This window comes from Priestia sp. J2, from assembly GCF_020790095.1.
Classification (GTDB): Bacteria; Bacillota; Bacilli; order Bacillales; family Bacillaceae_H; genus Priestia; species Priestia zanthoxyli.
Map to the genome: position 1 here is coordinate 3,570,093 of NZ_CP086208.1, position 20,006 is coordinate 3,590,098.

Annotated in this window: 25 protein-coding genes and 1 pseudogene; 10 read left to right on the plus strand and 16 right to left on the minus strand. The window is 36.2% G+C overall.

Annotated elements, in window-relative coordinates:
* Nucleotides 1-345 precede the first annotated feature (345 nt).
* Together LJY09_RS18470 and LJY09_RS18475 are read left to right on the plus strand one after the other, a co-directional pair.
* A complete protein-coding gene (locus LJY09_RS18470; RefSeq protein ID WP_228123018.1) occupies nt 346-1,110 on the plus strand; it encodes a COG4705 family protein in 765 nt (254 codons plus the stop codon).
* Between the two features lie 113 nt (nt 1,111-1,223).
* Nucleotides 1,224-1,382, plus strand: coding sequence for a hypothetical protein (locus LJY09_RS18475; protein ID WP_155017460.1), 159 nt, complete (start codon nt 1,224-1,226; stop codon nt 1,380-1,382).
* Between the two features lie 854 nt (nt 1,383-2,236).
* Here LJY09_RS18475 and LJY09_RS18480 read toward each other — a convergent pair.
* Nucleotides 2,237-3,139, minus strand: a complete 903-nt coding sequence (locus LJY09_RS18480; RefSeq protein WP_028414894.1) for a LysR family transcriptional regulator — start codon at nt 3,137-3,139, stop codon at nt 2,237-2,239.
* A gap of 178 nt (nt 3,140-3,317) precedes the next feature.
* On the opposite strand from LJY09_RS18480, the gene LJY09_RS18485 reads away from it, so the two are divergent.
* From LJY09_RS18485 to LJY09_RS18495, 3 genes are all read left to right on the plus strand, one after another.
* On the plus strand, nt 3,318-3,827 hold the full coding sequence (locus LJY09_RS18485; RefSeq protein WP_028414895.1) for a cyclophilin-like fold protein: 510 nt from the start codon (nt 3,318-3,320) through the stop codon (nt 3,825-3,827).
* Between the two features lie 81 nt (nt 3,828-3,908).
* Nucleotides 3,909-5,078 carry an MFS transporter gene (locus LJY09_RS18490; protein WP_098999667.1) on the plus strand — a complete coding sequence of 390 codons (1,170 nt, stop codon included), beginning with the start codon at nt 3,909-3,911 and terminating at the stop codon, nt 5,076-5,078.
* A gap of 131 nt (nt 5,079-5,209) precedes the next feature.
* The gene (locus LJY09_RS18495) at nt 5,210-5,917 is read left to right on the plus strand and encodes an SDR family oxidoreductase (RefSeq protein ID WP_098999666.1); all 708 of its coding nucleotides are present in this window, start codon (nt 5,210-5,212) and stop codon (nt 5,915-5,917) included.
* Between the two features lie 112 nt (nt 5,918-6,029).
* On the opposite strand, the gene LJY09_RS18500 is transcribed toward LJY09_RS18495, so the two are convergent.
* From LJY09_RS18500 to LJY09_RS18510, 3 genes are all read right to left on the minus strand, one after another.
* The gene (locus tag LJY09_RS18500) at nt 6,030-6,440 is read right to left on the minus strand and encodes a cupin domain-containing protein (protein ID WP_098999665.1); all 411 of its coding nucleotides are present in this window, start codon (nt 6,438-6,440) and stop codon (nt 6,030-6,032) included.
* A 57-nt stretch (nt 6,441-6,497) separates the two neighbouring features.
* Nucleotides 6,498-7,361 (minus strand): aldo/keto reductase, encoded by an 864-nt coding sequence (locus LJY09_RS18505; RefSeq protein WP_098999664.1) that lies wholly within the window; start codon nt 7,359-7,361, stop codon nt 6,498-6,500.
* A gap of 117 nt (nt 7,362-7,478) precedes the next feature.
* Nucleotides 7,479-8,234, minus strand: a complete 756-nt coding sequence (locus LJY09_RS18510; protein ID WP_098999663.1) for a carboxymuconolactone decarboxylase family protein — start codon at nt 8,232-8,234, stop codon at nt 7,479-7,481.
* Nucleotides 8,235-8,450: 216 nt separating this feature from the next.
* On the opposite strand from LJY09_RS18510, the gene LJY09_RS18515 reads away from it, so the two are divergent.
* A complete protein-coding gene (locus tag LJY09_RS18515; RefSeq protein WP_028414900.1) occupies nt 8,451-8,999 on the plus strand; it encodes a TetR/AcrR family transcriptional regulator in 549 nt (182 codons plus the stop codon).
* A 305-nt stretch (nt 9,000-9,304) separates the two neighbouring features.
* On the opposite strand, the gene LJY09_RS18520 is transcribed toward LJY09_RS18515, so the two are convergent.
* From LJY09_RS18520 to LJY09_RS18565, 10 genes are all read right to left on the minus strand, one after another.
* Nucleotides 9,305-9,862: a sugar O-acetyltransferase gene (locus tag LJY09_RS18520; RefSeq protein ID WP_098112455.1), complete on the minus strand. Its 558-nt coding sequence runs from the start codon at nt 9,860-9,862 to the stop codon at nt 9,305-9,307.
* 166 nt (nt 9,863-10,028) lie between these two features.
* Nucleotides 10,029-11,387 (minus strand): SLC45 family MFS transporter, encoded by a 1,359-nt coding sequence (locus LJY09_RS18525; protein WP_028414902.1) that lies wholly within the window; start codon nt 11,385-11,387, stop codon nt 10,029-10,031.
* A 1,378-nt stretch (nt 11,388-12,765) separates the two neighbouring features.
* Entirely contained in the window at nt 12,766-13,182 is a 417-nt protein-coding gene (locus LJY09_RS18530) for a helix-turn-helix domain-containing protein (RefSeq protein ID WP_098112454.1), read from the minus strand.
* A gap of 191 nt (nt 13,183-13,373) precedes the next feature.
* Nucleotides 13,374-13,526 carry a YjcZ family sporulation protein gene (locus LJY09_RS18535; RefSeq protein ID WP_013058439.1) on the minus strand — a complete coding sequence of 51 codons (153 nt, stop codon included), beginning with the start codon at nt 13,524-13,526 and terminating at the stop codon, nt 13,374-13,376.
* Between the two features lie 283 nt (nt 13,527-13,809).
* A complete protein-coding gene (locus LJY09_RS18540) occupies nt 13,810-13,917 on the minus strand; it encodes a YjcZ family sporulation protein (protein WP_081213975.1) in 108 nt (35 codons plus the stop codon).
* A 201-nt stretch (nt 13,918-14,118) separates the two neighbouring features.
* The gene (locus LJY09_RS18545) at nt 14,119-14,457 is read right to left on the minus strand and encodes a CotD family spore coat protein (protein WP_098999661.1); all 339 of its coding nucleotides are present in this window, start codon (nt 14,455-14,457) and stop codon (nt 14,119-14,121) included.
* Between the two features lie 183 nt (nt 14,458-14,640).
* Nucleotides 14,641-14,829 carry a hypothetical protein gene (locus LJY09_RS18550; RefSeq protein WP_028414904.1) on the minus strand — a complete coding sequence of 63 codons (189 nt, stop codon included), beginning with the start codon at nt 14,827-14,829 and terminating at the stop codon, nt 14,641-14,643.
* Nucleotides 14,830-14,954: 125 nt separating this feature from the next.
* Nucleotides 14,955-15,698, minus strand: coding sequence for an HAD family hydrolase (locus LJY09_RS18555; RefSeq protein ID WP_098999660.1), 744 nt, complete (start codon nt 15,696-15,698; stop codon nt 14,955-14,957).
* A gap of 223 nt (nt 15,699-15,921) precedes the next feature.
* Nucleotides 15,922-16,104, minus strand: a complete 183-nt coding sequence (locus LJY09_RS18560; RefSeq protein WP_028414906.1) for a hypothetical protein — start codon at nt 16,102-16,104, stop codon at nt 15,922-15,924.
* A gap of 134 nt (nt 16,105-16,238) precedes the next feature.
* Nucleotides 16,239-16,445 (minus strand): hypothetical protein, encoded by a 207-nt coding sequence (locus tag LJY09_RS18565; RefSeq protein ID WP_028414907.1) that lies wholly within the window; start codon nt 16,443-16,445, stop codon nt 16,239-16,241.
* A gap of 513 nt (nt 16,446-16,958) precedes the next feature.
* Here LJY09_RS18565 and LJY09_RS18570 point away from each other — a divergent pair.
* Together LJY09_RS18570 and LJY09_RS18575 are read left to right on the plus strand one after the other, a co-directional pair.
* Nucleotides 16,959-17,168, plus strand: coding sequence for an alpha/beta-type small acid-soluble spore protein (locus LJY09_RS18570; RefSeq protein ID WP_047750082.1), 210 nt, complete (start codon nt 16,959-16,961; stop codon nt 17,166-17,168).
* A gap of 83 nt (nt 17,169-17,251) precedes the next feature.
* Nucleotides 17,252-17,410, plus strand: coding sequence for a hypothetical protein (locus LJY09_RS18575; RefSeq protein WP_165636196.1), 159 nt, complete (start codon nt 17,252-17,254; stop codon nt 17,408-17,410).
* 221 nt (nt 17,411-17,631) lie between these two features.
* On the opposite strand, the pseudogene LJY09_RS18580 reads toward LJY09_RS18575, so the two are convergent.
* Nucleotides 17,632-17,733, minus strand: a pseudogene (locus tag LJY09_RS18580) (esterase); the annotation flags it as partial.
* Nucleotides 17,734-17,998: 265 nt separating this feature from the next.
* On the opposite strand from LJY09_RS18580, the gene LJY09_RS18585 reads away from it, so the two are divergent.
* Both LJY09_RS18585 and LJY09_RS18590 read left to right on the plus strand, forming a co-directional pair.
* Complete coding sequence (locus LJY09_RS18585) at nt 17,999-18,787, plus strand: hypothetical protein (RefSeq protein ID WP_028414909.1); 789 nt, start codon at nt 17,999-18,001, stop codon at nt 18,785-18,787.
* A gap of 4 nt (nt 18,788-18,791) precedes the next feature.
* Nucleotides 18,792-19,262, plus strand: coding sequence for a hypothetical protein (locus LJY09_RS18590; RefSeq protein ID WP_028414910.1), 471 nt, complete (start codon nt 18,792-18,794; stop codon nt 19,260-19,262).
* A 212-nt stretch (nt 19,263-19,474) separates the two neighbouring features.
* Here the strand turns inward: LJY09_RS18590 and LJY09_RS18595 are convergent, their stop codons facing one another.
* On the minus strand, nt 19,475-19,993 hold the full coding sequence (locus LJY09_RS18595) for a YfiT family bacillithiol transferase (RefSeq protein WP_014458796.1): 519 nt from the start codon (nt 19,991-19,993) through the stop codon (nt 19,475-19,477).
* Nucleotides 19,994-20,006: the final 13 nt, after the last annotated feature.

The following is a 20,006-nucleotide window of genomic DNA, read 5'->3' on the forward strand; positions in this document are numbered from 1 at the left end:
GTTATGTTTAAAAAACTTGGCTCACATAATTTAAATTTAATACTGTGTAATGAAATTAAAATGAAATTAAAATGAAATTAAAATGAGAATTCGATAAAAAATAAATATTTTATTTTTATAAAAACATCATGGTGCAACAGAGTTGATAAAACATTAATAAAAAGTTTTTTATAAAAATCTCATTAAATTCTTATTTATTTTTCATTTTGATTTTAGAAAAAGACTGTACAGTTTGAATTGCAGCGATGAAGCTTTTAAAAAATTTCTTTAAGAAAAACGTTAGGCAAGTGTGCCGTTTATTTAAGAGAATAAACAGTTAGCACAAGAAGGAGAGAAAAATTAAAAATGCAAGCATCTTCGCCAATGAATAAAATTGCACAAATTACCCTTGTTTTTTGGATTATGAAGATTTCTGCTACGACACTGGGTGAAACCGCAGGTGACTTGTTAGCACAAACATTAGGAGTTGGATATGCAGTTAGTACGCTGATCTTTTTTAGCATATTTTTAATTACACTTGTAGCTCAACTAAGCTCTAAGAGGTATATTCCGGCCCTTTATTGGACTGTTATTCTGTCAACTAGCGTAGCTGGCACAACTATGTCTGATTTTATGGATCGTACACTGGCATTAGGTTACGCAAAAGGCTCGATGATATTAATCACTATATTGTTGTCGATATTTGCATACTGGTATTTTAGCGAGCGTTCATTAAATATCAACTATATTAGAAACCGCAAGGCTGAAATACTTTATTGGATTGCCATCCTTTTCTCAAACACATTAGGTACAGCTTTAGGAGATTTTTTGTCTGATACGTCTGGCCTTGGATATATAGGTGGAGCTATTTTAATTGGCAGCTTACTAGCATTCATTGTTATATGTACCTTCTATACAAAGATTTCTCGTGTGTTTTTATTTTGGGTAGCATTCGTTTTGACTCGCCCTTTCGGAGCAACATTTGGAGATCTTTTGACAAAGCCACATGAAAAAGGCGGTTTAGACTTAGGTACGGCAGGCTCTTCTCTAGTCCTAGCCTCCATTCTTATTGCCTTTATGATTCATACGACATTTAAACAAAATAACGTAAGCTCAGAACAAGCGCTGTAGATTTCCTTTTTTATTTAATACATTACAAAACCCATAAAAAGAAAAAATCTAACGAAGTGACTAATTGCATGAACCACCTCTTTTTCGCACATACTCGTAAGGAGGTGGTGTTTATGGTTAATCAGTTAGAAGTTCTTACCCAGCGTGTTAATGATAAACAATACGATTACTGGCTTCATCATGATTTATTTAGTGCTCAATGGTGGCTAATTATCATTTTAAGTGCGCTTTTCTATTCGTTTTTTATCTCCTCATTGACCGACAACGAATAATATTTATTCTCTTAGTATTTTTTTCATTAGCTTTGTTTTAGTTGGTACTGTGGATGAACTCGGAAAGTTCTTTGGCGTATGGAGCTACCCTCATCAATTATTGGTCTTTACTCATCGTTTTAATTCCGTTGATTTTGCAGTTATCCCGGTTATACTTACATTAGTTTACCAATTCTTTAGCACATGGAAGATTTATTGGATTGCTTCTCTTATTGCTTCAGCTTTTATCGCTTTTATTGGAGTGCCTATATTTACTTTTTTCCATGTTCTATGGAGCATATTAATTACAGACACAAAAAAAGCTCACCTTAAAAGGTCAGCCTAAATAGGGGAGTTCTATAGAAAATGTTGTATTGCATTACTGATATTTATACTAGCATCTAATAGTGAAAAATTGGTGAAATGTTCGTCTCACTTATCTTTTTAAAAATTTCTTCTTTGCAAAATGAAGTCTACGTTTTAAGCTCTCACTATAAAAGCGTGAACTCGTGACAGGCTACGCTTTTATACATCTATATTCCATTAAGATCTATGAAAGTTAACCGGTCTCTAATCAGCGCTTACTCGTTCAAGCCTGCTATTTTTAGGTACGTCTCTTTTATCTTCAATCGCTCTCTGTAAAGGAAGCTAAAAGAACTGTAAAATATATGGACGAAAAAGCTAATCATTATCTTGATATTATTAACGGTTTATCGCCAGATGACACTAACCCTGGCGAATGGGAGTTAATACATCATAATAAAACATCCTAAGGCTCTTAACATCACCTCCATACCCGCAGTAAAAAGACTTATCTACCATACCGTATAGATAAGTCTTTTTACTCCATTTGTTTGAACTAGACCGATGCGCTGTCAGTTTAGAGTTTGTGAAAATTCCCCCTGCAGTTCTTTTAAAAACGCATCAGCTGCAGCTGAAAGAACATGATGCTTTTTCCACACAATATTTAAACCCGATTCAAGTCTTGGCTGTAACGGCCTGAAACAAAGGTTGCTATTAGTAGACGTATTGACTATTTTATCAAGTGTTATGGCATACCCAATGCCTTCTTCAACCATAATGGCAGCATTATATGCAAGATTGTATGTAGTAACGATGTTTAATTTATGAAAGTCTTCGCCAAACCAATCCGAAAATTCATTTTTTGAAAATGTCTGCTTCATGGCCTGTCGTGAACAGATTAGTGGAGCGTTTAATAAATCCGCAGCTTGAATGCTTTCTTTGAGGGCAAGAGGACTGTCTCTTCTCATCACAACGCCCCAAACATCTTTGGCAGGGATATTAAGATAATTGTATTTTGAAATATCAGCCGGTTGAATTAAAATGCCAAAGTCAAGCAGCCCCTTGTCAAGCCGTTCCGTTATATCTTCTTCGTTTCCGCTGTAGAGGTGATATCGTATATTGGGATAACGTACCTGCACATCTTTTGCGACTCGTGCAATATGTTTCATTGCTTCTGTCTCCCCGCCCCCTATATAAATATCACCACCTATTGTTTCTTCCATGGAACTAAACTCCGCCTCCAATTTATCGACCATATTAACAATTTCCTCTGCCCTGTTTCGCAGAAGCATTCCTTCATCTGTCAAAATGATACTGTGACTGCTGCGAATAAATAATTTTTTGCCCAACTCTTGTTCAAGATCTTTTAATTGTCTAGACAGTGTTGGCTGAGTCACATGCAAAACATCAGCGGCCTTCGTGATGTTTCCTTCTCTTGCAACCGTAAGAAAATACCGCAAAACTCGAATTTCTATATCCCTCTCCTCCTTTCATAAGCTTTAGTATATACACTCCAGAAATGCTTATCAAACATATCATGATATAAGATATAAGTATTTTTTATATTTGGAAGAAGCCGTTAGAATAAACAACACAGAAGTTTATATCACACCATCAACATCTTTAATAATTCAATGTGGAAAGGAGCTTAAGATGAAAAAGCTGTTGTGCCTAGCTTCTATCTTAGTAACAAGCGTTGTCCTTGCCGCTTGTGGCAACAATAATTCATCTGCAACCGACCATAATGCCAGTAAGCATTTAAACCGAGTACCAGAACAAACAGAAGAAGTTAGTATTTCAAATACAAGAATAAAGTTAACGTTCAACAACAAAGAAGTGTTTGTTAGGATGTACGATAATCCAGCAAGTAAGGATTTTCTAGCTCAACTGCCTTTAACCGTAACGTTTGAAGATTATATAGGTAAAGAGAAAGTTAGTATTTTACAAAAAAGATTATCTATAGATGATGTACAAGCCGGAGACCTATCCAAAAAAGGAGACTTTGCTTATTACGCTCCTTGGGGAAATGTAGCTATTTTTTACAAAGATTTTGAGGATGCTACAAACGACCTTATCATACTAGGTCAAATTGAATCAGGAAAGGAAAATTTTGAAAATGTTGATGGTGATTTTACAGGTAGAATTGAAAAAGTGACTAAGTAAAAACATGACAATACACCTTTAAACAACCCGCTTTACAGCAACTAGAACACAACATTTTTCAGAAAGAAGGATCTTTATTTTATGTCTAAACAAACTAAGCTACTTATATTTGTCTTAACTTTAGGAGCTTTCGGTATTATCAATACCGAAATGGGCGTTATAGGGATATTATCCTACATTGCGGATCACTTTCATATCAGTGTATCAAAGGCAGGATGGCTGGTGAGTCTCTTTGCGCTTACTGTGTCAATATCCGGTCCAACGATGCCGTTATTATTTTCGGGAGTCAATCGCAAGAAGGCAATGCTGCTTGTACTTGGTATTTTCATTTTCGGTAACATTATCTCTATCTTTACTTCTAATTTTGCTATTGCCATCATTGCGCGTGTGATTCCAGCTATTTTTCATCCAATTTATTTTTCAGCAGCTTTTACAATGGCAGCGAACTCAGTTAGCAAGGAAGAGGCTCCAAAAGCTGTTTCCAAAGTCTTTATTGGCGTATCTGCAGGTATGGTACTTGGTGTGCCGATCGCAAGTTTTCTTGCAAGTACAGTCTCGTTTCAACTATCAATGACGTTTTTTGCTGTTATTAACGCGATAGTATTTATTGCTACGTGGGCATTCTTCCCTTCAATGCCTGTTAAAGAAAGACTTTCATACGGAGCACAGCTCAGCGTATTAAAAAAACCCGTTACTTGGCTTTCGATCATTGCTGTCCTTTTACTCAATTCAGCAGTATTTGGGGTATATAGCTATCTTGCTGAGTATCTTAAAAGCGTTACGAACCTTTCTGGACAATTAATTAGTTTCATGCTGGTGCTGTACGGTGTGGCAAATATTATCGGAAACATTATCGCAGGGAAATTACTTACGAAAAATGCCATTAAAACTGTAGTCGTTTTTCCTTTCGCATTGGGAGTCGTTTACATCATTTTATTCTTTATCGGACAGTTTACTTGGCCGATGGCTATCATGACTTTAGTTTGGGGAATATTTGCTGGTATAGGAACGAATATTAACCAATACTGGATTTCATCAGCAGCTCCAGAAGCTCCTGATTTCGCGAATGGATTATTTTTAGCATCCGTTAACTTAGGAACAACCATTGGTACAGCCGTAGGTGGACTATTTATATCAGGAATGGGTATACAATACGTTGTACTAGTAGGCATCTTGTCATTAGTATTAAGCGCACTATTTATTTTACCAAGAAGTTATATGAAACGTCCTGTAAGTCAACTTTCAAAATAAGACATCAACGCAACTTTCTTTCGGGATCCCTAGTAGGATCCCTTTGTTTTCTTTTATTACATCTATGAAAAGCTGAAATCTGTTCTAATCAATGCTTACAGCATTCATATATAAAAAATGGAGGACTTGAAATGGAAAAACATACTAAAGTTGCACTCGTCACCGGAGGAAATCGCGGTATTGGCTATGAACTAGTGAGACAATTGGCGATGAAAGGTTTTAAGGTCATTTTGACGAGCCGAAATTCAGAAACCGGACATAAAGCCGTGCAAAAACTGAAAGACTCTCATCTTGATGTTTCATTTTTGACAATGGATATAAACAATCAAACAAGTATCGGTCAAGCTGCGGCTAAAGTAAGTGAGCAATATGGAAGATTAGATGTGTTAATTAATAACGCGGGCATATATTTAGATAAAAATCAAAAATTAGTGAACTTGGACCCTTCTGTTCTAGAAAAAACGCTAGAAACGAATTTCTTCGGTGCCTACCACGTAATCCGTTCCTTTATGCCTCTTATGGAACAGCAAGCCTACGGAAGAATTATTAATGTTTCCTCCGAATATGGAGCAATGAGTGAAATGTCTTCTTCAGGAGTGGGCGCTTATAAGTTATCCAAGCTTATTCTAAATGGCTTAACGCAATTAATAGCTGTGGAAAGCACCAAAGATATCAAAATTAACGCGGTCGATCCAGGATGGGTAAGCTCAGATATGGGTGGACCATCAGCTCCAAGAACGCCGCAGCAAGCTGCTCGTTCTATTCTTTGGTTAGCAACGATTGGACCCGAAGGACCTTCCGGATTCTTTTTTAAAGACGGAAAACAAATCGATTGGTGAACTTTTATAGCGTTAAGGCTATTTCCTATGACATCTTGAATTTATAATAAAAACCCTACGAATTATTAGTAATAATCCGTAGGGTTTTTGCTTCTAAGATACATACGATCTATTATTTTATGCTATTATATTCCTCATCCGTTACTGGTTCTAACCACTCCGGCGTACCGGCAGTGATGGCAATGTGTTCAAACCAGCTGTCTTTTGCAGCACCATGCCAATGTTTGACACCATCATGCGTCACAATAACATCTCCAGCTTTTAAGAATTGTGCAGGTTTTTCTTCTTCTTGGTACCAACCTTCGCCCCCTGTTACTAATAGAAGCTGAAATCCATCACGATGAATATGCCAGTTATTGCGGCATCCAGGTTCAAAGGTTACATTTCCAACTCCAACGTTCACTTTAGGATCTGCGATTAAGGTTTGGAGATAACTTTGTCCAACAAAAAATTGTGCATACGCTTCATTCTTTTCACCTACTGGAAAAATAACGCCATTTTTTACTTCTTCATGTTTTGCCATTTTGATTCCTCCAATACTATCATTCATTGCTATAAAAAGTCCTCATTCGTTAGCCGTTTATTTTAATTTCCCGCCAAATACCGGGAAGTAGCTATGCTCACCATAATCTTGAATAGGTTCTACATTTTTCAAAGTCTCCATATCTGCATCGCTGATCACAAAGTCAAGCTTTGCATTGATTCTCATATGATCTGGGTTTGCCGTCTTAGGAATGACTGCAAGACCAAGCTGAATATCATAGCGCAGGCAAAGCTGAGCAACAGACACTCCGTATTTATCAGCTATTACCTTCACTTCTTTATTATCAAGAACCGCACCGTGCGCAATTGGTGAATATGCTTCTACCAAGATACCATTCTTCTGGCAGAACTCAATTAACTCCAAAGGCGTATTGCTCACATGTGCCAATATTTGATTGACCATAGGCTTGATTTCACAGCTAGAAAGAATATTCTCTATATCATCCTGAAGGAAGTTAGAAAGGCCGATTGCCTTTACCTTCCCTGCCTTATAAGCATCCTCCATTGCTTTCCATGCCTCTTTGTTTTCTTCGAAGTAACGTTTCTCTTCTCTAAACTCCGTCCAAGGCTGTGGACTGTGGGTAATTAGAAGATCAATGTAATCCAGCCCCAACTTTGTTAAAGACTCATCAATGGAATTCGTAACTTCCTCATAAGTTTTTGCTTCTGCTGCAACCTTTGTTGTAATAAAAAGTTCTTCTCTTGCAACACCGCATGAACGGATTCCTTCGCCTATACCAGCTTCATTCATATAAGCTTGTGCCGTATCAATATGACGATACTCGCTAGATACCGCATCACGCACTGCCTGCGCTGCCTGTTCATCATCAAGCAGCCAAGTACCCAGGCCTAATAGCGGAATTTCTACACCGTTTGATAATTTATACGTTTCGTTAAACATGTTTTTTATCTCCTTTGAATTGTTTATTTTTTGTAGTAGCTTGTCTTATATGCTTTGGTTTCCCATTTCTTATCAGGAAGTTCTTCACATAAAACAGAAATTTTTCACTCTCTTCTCTTAGTTTTCAGGGCTAATTTCATTAATACAAGCTAATGCATTTAGTGTTCTTGGAAACCCCATATATGGAAGACAGTGAGTAATTGCATCAATCAATCGTCCCTTGTCATTTCCAACATTCAGGTTACCTTGTACATGTGCCTTCACTTGACCTTCAGCACCGCCTAACGCACTTACAATACAGAGAGTTAATAGCTCTCTTGTTTTCAAATCAAGTCCGCTGCGGGTGTAGAAATCTCCGAAGCAAAAAGCAGAAAGATATTCCTGTATATGCGTTTGATTCAATGGAGCATTCTTCTGCATTTTTTTAATAACATCTCCGAAAATCTCTACTTGAGTAGCCAGCCCTTTTTGCAAACGATTCTGTTCATCTATCGCCTTTTGGCTTTCAAGCGGTAACGCGATATGGTTTGCTTTAAAAACCTCATTCACTTCATTGACGGCATTTAACGTTTTTGGAAAGCCAATATATGGCGCACACTGATAAACAGCCTCTTTAATTTCTACAGGCGTTAGCCCAACATTCAGCGCTGCGCTAACATGTGCTTTTAACTGAGATAACGTCTGGTTAGTAACCAGAACGACCAGTGTAATTAGTTCACGTTGCTTATCGTCTAGGTCACCTTGATAAAAAACTTCTCCAAAAATGAAATGGCTCAGAATGTCTTGAAAATCCGGATCGGTAACATGTGTAGCCGGAACACCATCGCCAAACAGCTGTTTATATTTTTCTGCACTCTTATCAATACGGTTCATACACATCCCTCCTCTTGAATTTCATTTTTTTATACTTTTAAAACTCTCTATCTTTCTGTTGAAAAAATAATCAATATTGATTGATTAATCAACATCTGTCTATAATTATAAAAGCAAATAAAATCCTTTCAATCGTTAATTGAAGGCGATTCGTTGATTACTCAACAAATGAAGAGGTATTGTTGAATATCTTTTAAAAAAAGTGAGGTTTTTAAAATGGCGAAAGTGGATAGAAGAATACTAAAGAGCCAAGAGGCTATAAAAAACGCAGTGACTGAATTAATGACCCAAAAACGATTTGATGACATTACCATTCAGGATATTGCTGACAAAGCAAACGTTAACCGAGGCACGATTTATCTTCACTATATGGATAAATATGATTTATTAGATAAGATGATTGAAGAACATATGAACAACCTCGAAGAACTATGTCATTCGGCTGCTGATATGACGTTCCAAGAAGGAAATTATGTTTGGTTTGAATATTTTGAGCGTCACCATCTCTTCTTTTCAACCATGTTAGAAAGTAAAGGCGCTCATTATTTCCGCAGCCGTTTTCTCGAGTTAGTCATCCAAGAGTATGGTCCTGAAGTTGATACAACTGAAGGAGAAAACAAAGGGTTGCGTAAAGAGGTTGTTATTCAGTTCTTTGCCTCGGCCGTTGTAGGGACAGTAGAATGGTGGTTTAAAAACGGGATGCACGTTCCAACCGATGTAATAGCCGAGCAAACCGGCATATTGTTAGATCGGAATTTGGAATAATTTCATCCGTTTTACACGTACACATAAATGAAAATTCCCCCAAAGTGTAAAAGTGGCAGAAACTTTCTTATTAGAAGATTATGTTAATAAGCTGAGTTAGAGATGATATGACTTGCAGTCAGATAAAGAGATCATCTCAACATAAAAGAACAGCACTAAACCTGCTGAGTATCCATAGGTTTAGTGCTGCTCGAACATTTTGTTTTTTTAAAAACAGATATTGATTTTTACAGAAAGATTCATTTCTATCGGGAATAACTCTTTATTTTTTAGTTAATTTATAAACAATGTTTAGCTAGTAAAAATTAATCCAACTTTTTTATAATTTTTGCGGGGTTCCCTCCCACTACTACATGATCTGGAACATCTTTTATCACAACAGCTCCGGAAGCGATTACAGCATTATGTCCAATTGTAACGCCTGGATTGATGACAGCTCGTCCCCCAATCCATACATTATCTCCAATCGTGACGGGCTTGGTATATTCAACTTCTGTAATTCGCTGTTCTGCATTCACAGGATGAGTATTCGTATAAATATGTACGCCCGGTGCCATCATGCAGTTCTTACCTATTGTAATTCGTCCCCCATCTAAAAGTGTGCAGTCAAAGTTCGCATAAAAATTTTCTCCTACGTGGATATTGTATCCGTAGTCGCATCGAAAGTTAGATTCAAGGTAAATGCGTTCTCCTGTTGAACCAAATAGTTCCTTTAGTAACTCGGTACGCTTTTCATAATTCGTCTCATCTGTACCGTTAAACGAACGAACAAGCCTTCTTGCATCTTCCCGGTCCTTTACTAATTCTTGGTCTGCTGGAAAATACAGCTCGCCATCCACCATTTTTTCTTTTTCAGTTTTCATTGATTCATTCTCCATTCTTGTTATCAAATTTCCCACTAGATTGAATTCGTTTACATTTTATCATGATAGTCAATACAAAAATAAGATGTTTATAGATTCCGGTCAATAGCTCGAACACAAAAAAACTAAGAAACCACGCTGCTTTTGTACCATGGACAGCTACTAATTACTTTGTATATGTTTCCTTAATAATCGAAACAGACGCTGCTCCCGTAGCAAGTAAAATACCTGAGATTAAAATCATGCCCGGCATAGAAGATCCGATTATTGGGAACAAAGCAAAACTCAAGCAAGAAGCTATAATTTGCGGCAAACAAATACTTCCATTAAATAACCCTAGATATGTTCCCATATTCTTTCCTGACAGGGCGTTGGTAAGCATCGTGAACGGAAACGTCATCATAGCAGCCCAAGCGATGCCAATTAAAATAAATGAAGCAATCAGCATCCATTGATTGTGAATAAAAAAGACAGATCCAAAACCAATACCGCCTAGCAGTAAACTAAAAGCATACGCTGGCTTACGTTTGTTGTTGGCTACGCGTGACAAAACTAGTGACCAAATGACTGCGGCAATCGACTGTACAGCTGATAAAATGCCGAACCAGTTGCCAGCTGCTTGATAGCCGGAGCTAGACGGCTGATTCGTATACCAAACGTTTTCAGCGACTGCACCTGTACCGTATGTCCATAAATATTGAAAGCCCATCCAGCAGAAAAATTGAACAAGTGTGACCGTCCAAAAAACCTTTGGAGCGTTGCGAAGCAGTTTAAAAACGTTTACATTTTCTTTTGTAGCTTCATCTGGAATACCATGGTATGCTGCAAATTCTGCAGGTGAATATTCTTTTACTTTAAGTATTGTAAATAAACTACAAATAATTAACACAACGGCTCCAACATAAAATGAAATAACAACTGATTGTGGTACTACTCCTTTTGGTGCACTATTTGATACGCCTAATACCGTTAAAACAAAAGGGAAAATACAGGCTAGCACAGCACCGCTGTTTGATAGAAAACTTTGAATAGAATAGGCAAAACCTTTTTGCTCTTCATTGACCATGTCTCCAACCATCATCTTAAATGGCTGCATGGCTACATTTGATGATACGTCCATAAACAAAATAGTGATGGCGCCAAAAGTCATAGCAGCCACCGCACTAAAACCAAAACTGCCGGCGTTTGGCAGCAAACACATAACAATTACGGCTACAATTGCGCCAATCAGTAGATAGGGTATACGACGGCCAAGCCTTGGCATCCAGGTACGATCTGAAAAATAACCAACTAAGGGCTGAACCACTAAACCGGCCAACGGCGGTAAAATAAAGAAAAAGCCTAATGTAGTTGGATCAGCACCGATTGTTTGAAATATACGTCCCATATTTGAACTCTGTAATGAGAATGCCATTTGTACACCTAAAAATCCAAAACTAATTAACCATATGGTACTGATCGGTAGATAAGGTAAGTTTGGCTGAACGCTTTTTTCACTGGTTTCAACGATTCTTTCTTCTAACATAACTGCCTCCTATGATTCAATTAACAGCCGCAAAAGATAGATGTTCTGATGTAAAGTGCTACAACATGTGTTGTGAACGTTTTCAAAACAACGATGAATACTGTAAATGCTAGTGTCTTTGGCTGGCTGTTTTCTATTTTGCTAGATTACCTCAGGAATACGGCATAACTAATAGTCCTGTCTAAAAATGCTGTTTGAGTATGTAAGAATTTTCACTATCTGCTCATCCGTAAGCTGCTGACTATCGCTTATACCTTCTTGAAAGTTTCATAAAATCTAATTATTAAAAACATTAGAATACTTTTATTTGAACATTATATACTAAACTAATAATTTAATGCAATCGTTTGCACAAATTATTTTTTAAATATTTAAAGACCTTCGAATCTCGTGACACTTTGCTTACATACTCATTATCATCGCTTTAATATTTCTAAGTAAAAGGAGGCTTTACTCTTGAAATCTTATAAAAAACCCAAAGAATATACGTATTCCTTGGGTTTGAGTTCCTTTAATTCACTTAATTTCCTTCTGGAGCAATCCATAATAGAACAGAGATTATCTGTAATATAACTTTAACTGAAGGTTTTTGTAACCATAAGGATTATAAAGAAGATAACCGCGAAGAAAAATCCTTGACTGACAGGTCTAATAGTCTTTTTATCTAAGGATTTTCGGGTAAATAGCTTGAAGAACAATGGAAACAGAATGCCTCCAATGATTGCTGTAATTAGTGCTTTAACTAACATCCAATACTCCTTTCTAAAAACTGTTAATATCCGTATATAGCTGGTTCAGTAGAGAAAACAACATCGCTCCATTTCCCGGGCAAATATTTTGGTAACCAATAGGAATGTTTAAGAATTGATCCCTTTAGCTATAACACTATTTTCTTATGTAAAAGGTTTTACAATTAAAAGCATAATAAACATGATAATCGCAAACAAAGCTCCCTGAAGGACAAAGTTTATTGGCCTATGAGTAGCTTCATTTGCTTTTAGAAAATACTTTGACCATCTTGTATGCATCATTATTTTTGCACATAAGCTAAATAAAACACCCGCACTGATTGAAGCAACTGCTGTTTTTAAGATATAAATTCACTCCTTTCTAAAACAATTGAAGGATACCCATAACTTAACATAAAAACCTAAATCCTACAAAAAATCATAGAATTGAAAACGTATGGTAATCGCCCGTAAACCATTCGTTTACAGACGAAACTGTGAATTAGGCTAAGAAATTTTGTGGAAAACCGTTCATTTCCTTACTACTAACATTTTTAATAAACCCTCTAAAAGAAAATAATAACCAATGTTAATGTTTTTATGACTACAAGTACAAAAACAGGCTTTAAGGTTCCTTAAAGCCTGTCCACTTACCTTTCTTCCTTAAAATCTTTTTTTATATTCCAAAACGTTTTCATTAAATCCTCATAAAAAAACATCGTTAGAAAACCTAGTATGGTAACCCCCGCTGAAAATTTACCTAAATCTAAAAATAATCCTACGAATACAAGAATGATTCCAACCACAAAACCAGGATCTGAAAAATCCTCACTTTTTTTTCGATCAATTGCTATTTTGCTTTGAAATGATTGATCTCCCTTAATTAATTCATCCAGCGTCACATTATAAACCTCACTTAACTTAATAAGGTTCTCAATATCCGGATACCCTTTATTATTTTCCCACTTATAGACGGCTTGTCTAGATACATTCATTTCCCCAGCTAAGTCTTCCCTGGACATCTTTTTTTCTTCCCTTAACTTCTGCAGCTGTTCCCCTAAATTCACTCTCATCACCTCTAAGGCTTAGCTTACAATAAATATGTAAAAAATTCCATAAACGCTTAGTAACAAGCTGTAAACCATTGGTTAACGCGGCAAATATAAAGCGTAATCACTTGACATGTACAAATTCAACACAGAAAAAAAGCTAGCATAAAGCTAACTTTTTTAAGTTAGAGATAAAGGCAGGCTAATAATTAGCAACCGCCAAATCCTCCCCAACAAGCACAGCCAATAATGATTAATAAGATAAACAGCACGATAATTAAAGCAAAACCACTGCCACCGCCGTAACCGCAGCCGCCGCCATAACCATAGCCACAACCTCCGCCATAACCGCCAAAGAACATAAACTTCACCTCCTTCTTCTTCATACATTTAGCATATGATAAAAAACGAAATGTGCTCCACGAAGTGGATAAACTACGTTTTATATCACTATAAAAAAACAATAACCTTTTAGTTTCTTTTACATACAATGAAGCATCCTCAGATCCCATATACGAGTTTTACGCCCTCTGCAATAGAGTGTTTGAATTCCGCCCAATCAGTTCTATTGCGTATAAAAGCACTCCCTCACAACCTCGAATAAAAAAGTCTTTCTCAAATTAGAGAAAGACTTTTTTATTGTTATTAACAGCCAAATCCGCGGCCGTAACAGCTGCATCCAATAATGACAAGAAGAATAAACAGAACAACTAATAAAGCAAAACCAGAACCAGCTCCACCATAACTAGACATACAAACACTTCCTTTCGTGATATTTAACTAAAGGAAAAAACTTTAAACTTACATGGGTTAAGGTATTATATGTAGACATAGCTCATATCGATTGGATTTTGGTCTAAAATGGGCTATTTTGTTTAACGATAGCTAAATAACATCCTAAGTTTCACATAGTAAAAACCCTTCATTGTTAAAATGAAGGAGCTTTTTTGGCTATCAGCACCAAAGACGAGGTCTAGGAGGACAGCTTGGAGCACAAAAATGTTGGTGCGTTTCCTGACATACAACGGATTCTGTATGCGGGAATGAGTGCATATATTTATAATTTTTTTGATAAACATTTGTAGTATGACTCGGATGCACCACTGGCACAAACACATCTTGACCAGTAAAAGATGTATTTTGTTTAACTGGGTCATACTGAGCAGGCATGGTTTGAGGAGGCAATTGACCACAAGGTTTAGCTTGAGGATAACCACAGTTACCTTGCTGAGGATACATAGCGCCGTGATAACCACCGTAATTAGAGTGCTGATAAGGATAGTTGTTTCTCATATTAAAAATCTTCTCCTTTCTGTTAGTAGACTCCTATTACTGTATGTGAAACAACCATAGAATGTTTGGACAAATACCTAAAAAAGACCCTAAATAGTTAGGGTCTTTTTTACTAAGAGAAAAAATGTGTATCCTTAGTAACATAGCTATGATACTAAGAAATAAAAGGTTTTTTAATGCCCATTATTCCTCAAGATTAACATCCATCGCTCCGTTATCAATATTATTTAAAATGGTTTTGTTTTTATCGTCTAATTCATTACGTAAAAGTGAATTACGCGTCGCTTCGTATAAATCGTAGCTTCTTTCATCAACTGGAGAATTATGATCTTCACATATCATTTTTTCTGATTCTTTGGATTGACCTCCCATATCAGTCACCTCCTCTGTATAGTATGTGAGTTGATTAGAAAAAACATAATAACTTTATCTGCCCACTGTTGAGTAAGGTTTAATCAACGGTTAGCTGTTTCTGTATATTGTGTTTACATATGACCTTAGGTGGACACAACCATTTCTTGAGCGTGCTTTTGGATGATTTCTGGAACTTCCAGCAGTGAATGAACGGTTATTAATTTACCTTTTGGCGCAATATCAATTTCAACTTGGTTATAGCTCCACTCCAGTTCAGAAGGTACGTGAATCGCATGTATTCCAACCTCTACTGCCGGTCTTATATCGGTTTTTAATGAATTGCCAATCATCCAAGTTTTTTTTGGATCGTACTTAATTTGGTTTAGTATTTCTTTTAATGCAGGTGTATCTTTTTGTTCAGAAATAAATACCCTTTTTTCAAAGTATTTAGCTAGCTCTAGCTGAACAATTTTTCTACCTTGGTTTTCCTCGTCTCCACCTGTGTGTAAGTAGAGATTATGTCCTTGTTCTTTAAGCTTATCTAATACTTCATACATATTTGGCAGAGGCTCTATCGGTACTTCAAATACACTTTGGCCAATTTTTTTGACTCTTTCGACTCTATCTTCATGAATATCTTGATGATTTTGTTCACTAAAAAATAAATAAGTAGCTACTAATGATTCTGGAAAACGGGAAGAGTGAAGGCCATACTTTTCGATACTTTTTAAATCTATCTCTAACTGCTTTTGTTTTATTTCTTCCTTAGTCAGCTTCTCAAACCATTCCTGCAATTGAGCCACAAAAGCATTTATTGTGTCTCTAAAATATTTATTACAGTGAACAAGCGTATCGTCTAAATTAAAAAGTAAGGTTTGCTTCTGCATTTCGTGAAATCCTTTCTACAATGGATGTACAGACAGTATATATAAAAAAACACTAACCGCTTTTATTACCTATCCACACCTAAAACCAAGGTGAATTTTTCAATACCTTAGGCACGAGCAATTGATTACTATACTGAAATGAGAATATTTAGTGGAAAGATCCTTCTAACATATAAAATAGAAGGATCTTTTTTATAAAATAAAACGCTGCAGAATATTCCTGCTAATAAATATAACGTTCAAAATGTTCTCTATTCATATTTGTTTTGAACGTAGAGGTACTCAGTCCTGAACGATTTATTAGCGGTTGGCTGCCTTCGTTTTCTTTAGGTATATTCATTTCAAGACCTTGTATAGTGAAAGGATCATACATATACGTTGTTCGTTCAGTTTCCGTATGCGACATTAACTTCACCTCTATTAATAGCCCTCATTTTTTTAAATCATGTTAACTCGTTTACAGCAGATCCTCTAATAAAAATAGCTACGTTTCATAGGTCTTTTCGCTAAAAAAAGATCCGCCGTTTTCTACTTTTTTTATTACGTTGTAATTTCTTGTGGCTCTTCGCCTTCAAGGTCAGTAAAGAAATTTTCTAAGGATTCCCTTGGGTCAAGAGCACGTCCGTCTTCTTCGACAATACGGTTAAGCGTAGGGTCATTATTGCTATCTTTATTTTTATAGTTGTTATAATCAACTCTTTCTGCAATTCCTGAATTATCAACGTCTTTAAAGTCTTTCTTTGGCATAAAAACACCTCCTAGCCCTATTGTTTGAAAATTTGAAGATAAAATAAGTGGAAGGTTAAGTTATATTTTTATTTCCCCAGAATTAATTAGATACTTGTTGCTAAGAGATATGTACAACATGCTTAATTGTTTTACGAAATGGGGAAACTAAAACGTCATAACTGAATTTACAGAGGAAGAATAACTAAACACACTTCTTAAAATAGCTATAAAAAGCAATCATTTTTATTAATCCAAAGACTAATTCTTTAAAGAGTTAGTCCTTTGTCATTCAATTAGTATACTCATGAACATGAAAAAAGAATGACAAATGAACTGTCATTCTTTCTCCTACACATGGCAAGCGTATAGTTTTCTTCACAAGGAAATGAAACATGTAATTCCATTTTTCACAGCGTAACTTGTTTCTACTCTTTAGTATCATTAAATGATAAGGTCTAAACATCCACAAATTACCATGTATATACTTCTTGGCCTCTAGGAAACTTAAGGAAAACAAGGAGGTGACACAACATGGCAAACAACAAAAGCAGCAACAACAACGAATTATTAGTATACGGTGCTGAACAAGCAATCGATCAAATGAAATATGAAATCGCTAGCGAATTTGGTGTAAACCTTGGTGCTGATACAACTGCACGTGCAAACGGATCAGTAGGCGGCGAAATCACAAAACGTCTTGTGCAATTAGCTCAGCAACAACTTGGCGGCGGACGCTTCTAAGACAACTTTATAACTGATGGCTGAAGGAAGAATGGATCTCCATTCTTCCTTTTTGTACGAATAAAAAAAGAAGGAGAGATTATATGCAGCAAAATCAACCGGCTAAAGAAAATGCGGGCTTTACTGAAAAATCAGCAGCTTCTGCAACAAATGCTCAAAAAGTAAAACAAGAAATCCAAAGAGACATAAATGAAGGGCAAGGTGCAATGACTTCTCGAGAAGCAGGCGCAATGCGCGATTAAAAAAACACTTTAAGCAGTTTTTAATCACGGACTCTTTGTATAAGAACCTATAAAAGTACCTCAATTAACCGAGGTACTTTTAGCAGTCTACTCTATTTCGACGGGGGAGATACTGTGACTTCGGGTGTGTTTCATCAGGTCCATACTGGTGAAACACAAAGGCAAACGGTCTAATCCCCAATATATAAAAGGCGAGCCTGCCTTGTCCACCTGAAAAATAATTAGTTTGTATTTTGTCCCTCGCCATTCAGCCCTTCTTTTATGTACGCGTTAACCTGACTATTTGAAAGCAACCCAATATGTCCAATGCCATAAAGTTGAATATATTTCTATATCTTGAACAAACGAATCAAGACGCCGTGAAGCATCTAACCATCTCTTTATTAACATGATACCAATTGTTAGAAACAACATGTAAAAAAGCTCTCTATCGAAAAATAAAGAGCTTTTTCTTATCAACGAGTTCTCCATTTTGACAAAGATTAAGTGTATATCAATGGATATTGCATAAAATAAGTAAACAAGACCATATTAAATATGAATGATAGGTATAAAAGTGTATTTTCTTCCAATCATAGGAGATCGTATATGAATAATTATAAAAATGACAATACTGCAAGACGCTATATTGCTCATGTCAGTATATTTGGAACGACTCAAATTCATTTAAGAAACCCCTATATTGTTGCTTGGTGGTCAGCAGCTTTTCCTGGGTTTGGACACTTGCTACTGTCTAAATACCTTCGCGGCTTTGTGTTATTTATATGGGAGGTCGTCATAAACCTTAAATCTCATGTAAATTTAGCAATGATTTATTCTTTTCAAGGAAACATTGATATGGCCAAAGACGTGCTTAATACAAGATGGCTTCTTATTTATATTCCCGTTTATATTTTTGCTATATGGGATAGTTACCGAACAACCGTTGATTTAAATAAAATATATGTGTTAGCTGAAAGAGAAAATCATCGGTTCAACTCCTTTAGTATAGGAGCCATGGAAATAAACTATTTAGATAAACGGAATCCCATCTTGTCCGTTGCCTGGTCCTTTTTGATGCCAGGTCTAGGACAACTTTATATTCATCGGATCATTGGTGCTTTCTTTGTTATCATTTGGGCAGTCATTTTCTTTTATTATTCCCATCTACTTGAAGGGATTTCTCTGCTATTTTTAGGAGAAATAAAACAGGCTACTTCCGCTTTAAATAAAGAATGGCTGTTATTTTTCCCTTCCCTATATGGTTTTGCTACTTTTGATTCCTACATGAATACTGTTGAGAACAATAAACTTGTGGAAAGAGAGCAAAAAAACTTCTTCGAGAAAACGTATCAACATCCAAGCTTTTGTATTGTGAAAGGAAAAAAGGTGGAGTGAAAACATGCAGATCTTTTCTACATTTGAATACTCCAGTTACATAGAGTTAGCTGTTTCGGAGCTAGAGAGAAAAGGGATAAAGAAAAGGGATATATTTATTGTTCCTCTTAATAATCGAACAGAAAATCGCCGGATTTTTGATAGCCTTCATCGAGCAGATGGAGTTTCTCTTATTGATTTAGGAATGGCTTTAGCCACAGCCTTTTCCGTCATTGGTGCAAGCATTGGCTTTAAACTAAGCTGGGGCCCTATTTATTGGGGAATTATTAGTGCTTTTATCGGATTTAGCTTAGGATTGGGAATTAAACTATTTATATTTAAAGTAATCAGGAAAAATCAACGACTTCTGCGTGGCAAACATTCAGAAGTCATACTCATTGTGGATTGTCGTACGGTGGATGCCGAAATGGTTGAACAAACTTTGTGGAAAAACCTTGCCTTAGGTGTTTCAAAAGTTAGATCTGATGGCTTATAAAAATAAGTCACCATCGTACAATACAATAGCGAGATGCAGGATGAATGAATCACTATTCAGGATTAGAGATAACTTCCTTAACGGTTTGAGGGATTGAGGGAGTTTTCCTGTTTTTAAGCTGTATACTCTTCAATTAGCATAATTTCATTTATTAGAACCAAAAAAGCTCTTAAAAAGAGCTTTTTTGGTTCTAACATATGTTAAATGCCATTCTACCATCCTCTTTGATTTCTTAATGTGGTAATATGAGCAATATGATGCTTTCCATGCCAAGCGTAAGTGGCTATTAATTGCTCAATCGTCACTTCCCCATTTTCAGGATGGTGGATCATTTTCTTCAAATCTTTTTCATCAAGTGAGTTTAAAACTTTATGAAGACGCTTATGTAAAGCTGAAAAAAGTTGAAGAGAAACTTCTATCGGTAAATCATTATCAGGCAGAGTGGACCAAGCTACTTCATCATAGGCCTTAATAGTAGGTGCTTGCTCTGTTAAGCCTAATTTAAAACGAGTATAAGCATTCATATGTGAGTCAGCTAAATGATGGACAACTTGACTTAATTTCCAACCGCCTTCTCGATAAGGCGTAGCTAACTGCTCGTTTGTCAGCCCTTCTACAGCATAAGCTAATTGCTTTGGTGCATCTCCAATGTCATGAATCCAACCTTGAATATCTTCTTTCTGAATATTTTCCTTCACGGTAAATTTTCCAATAGGATATTGATTAAACATACTTCTTCCTCCC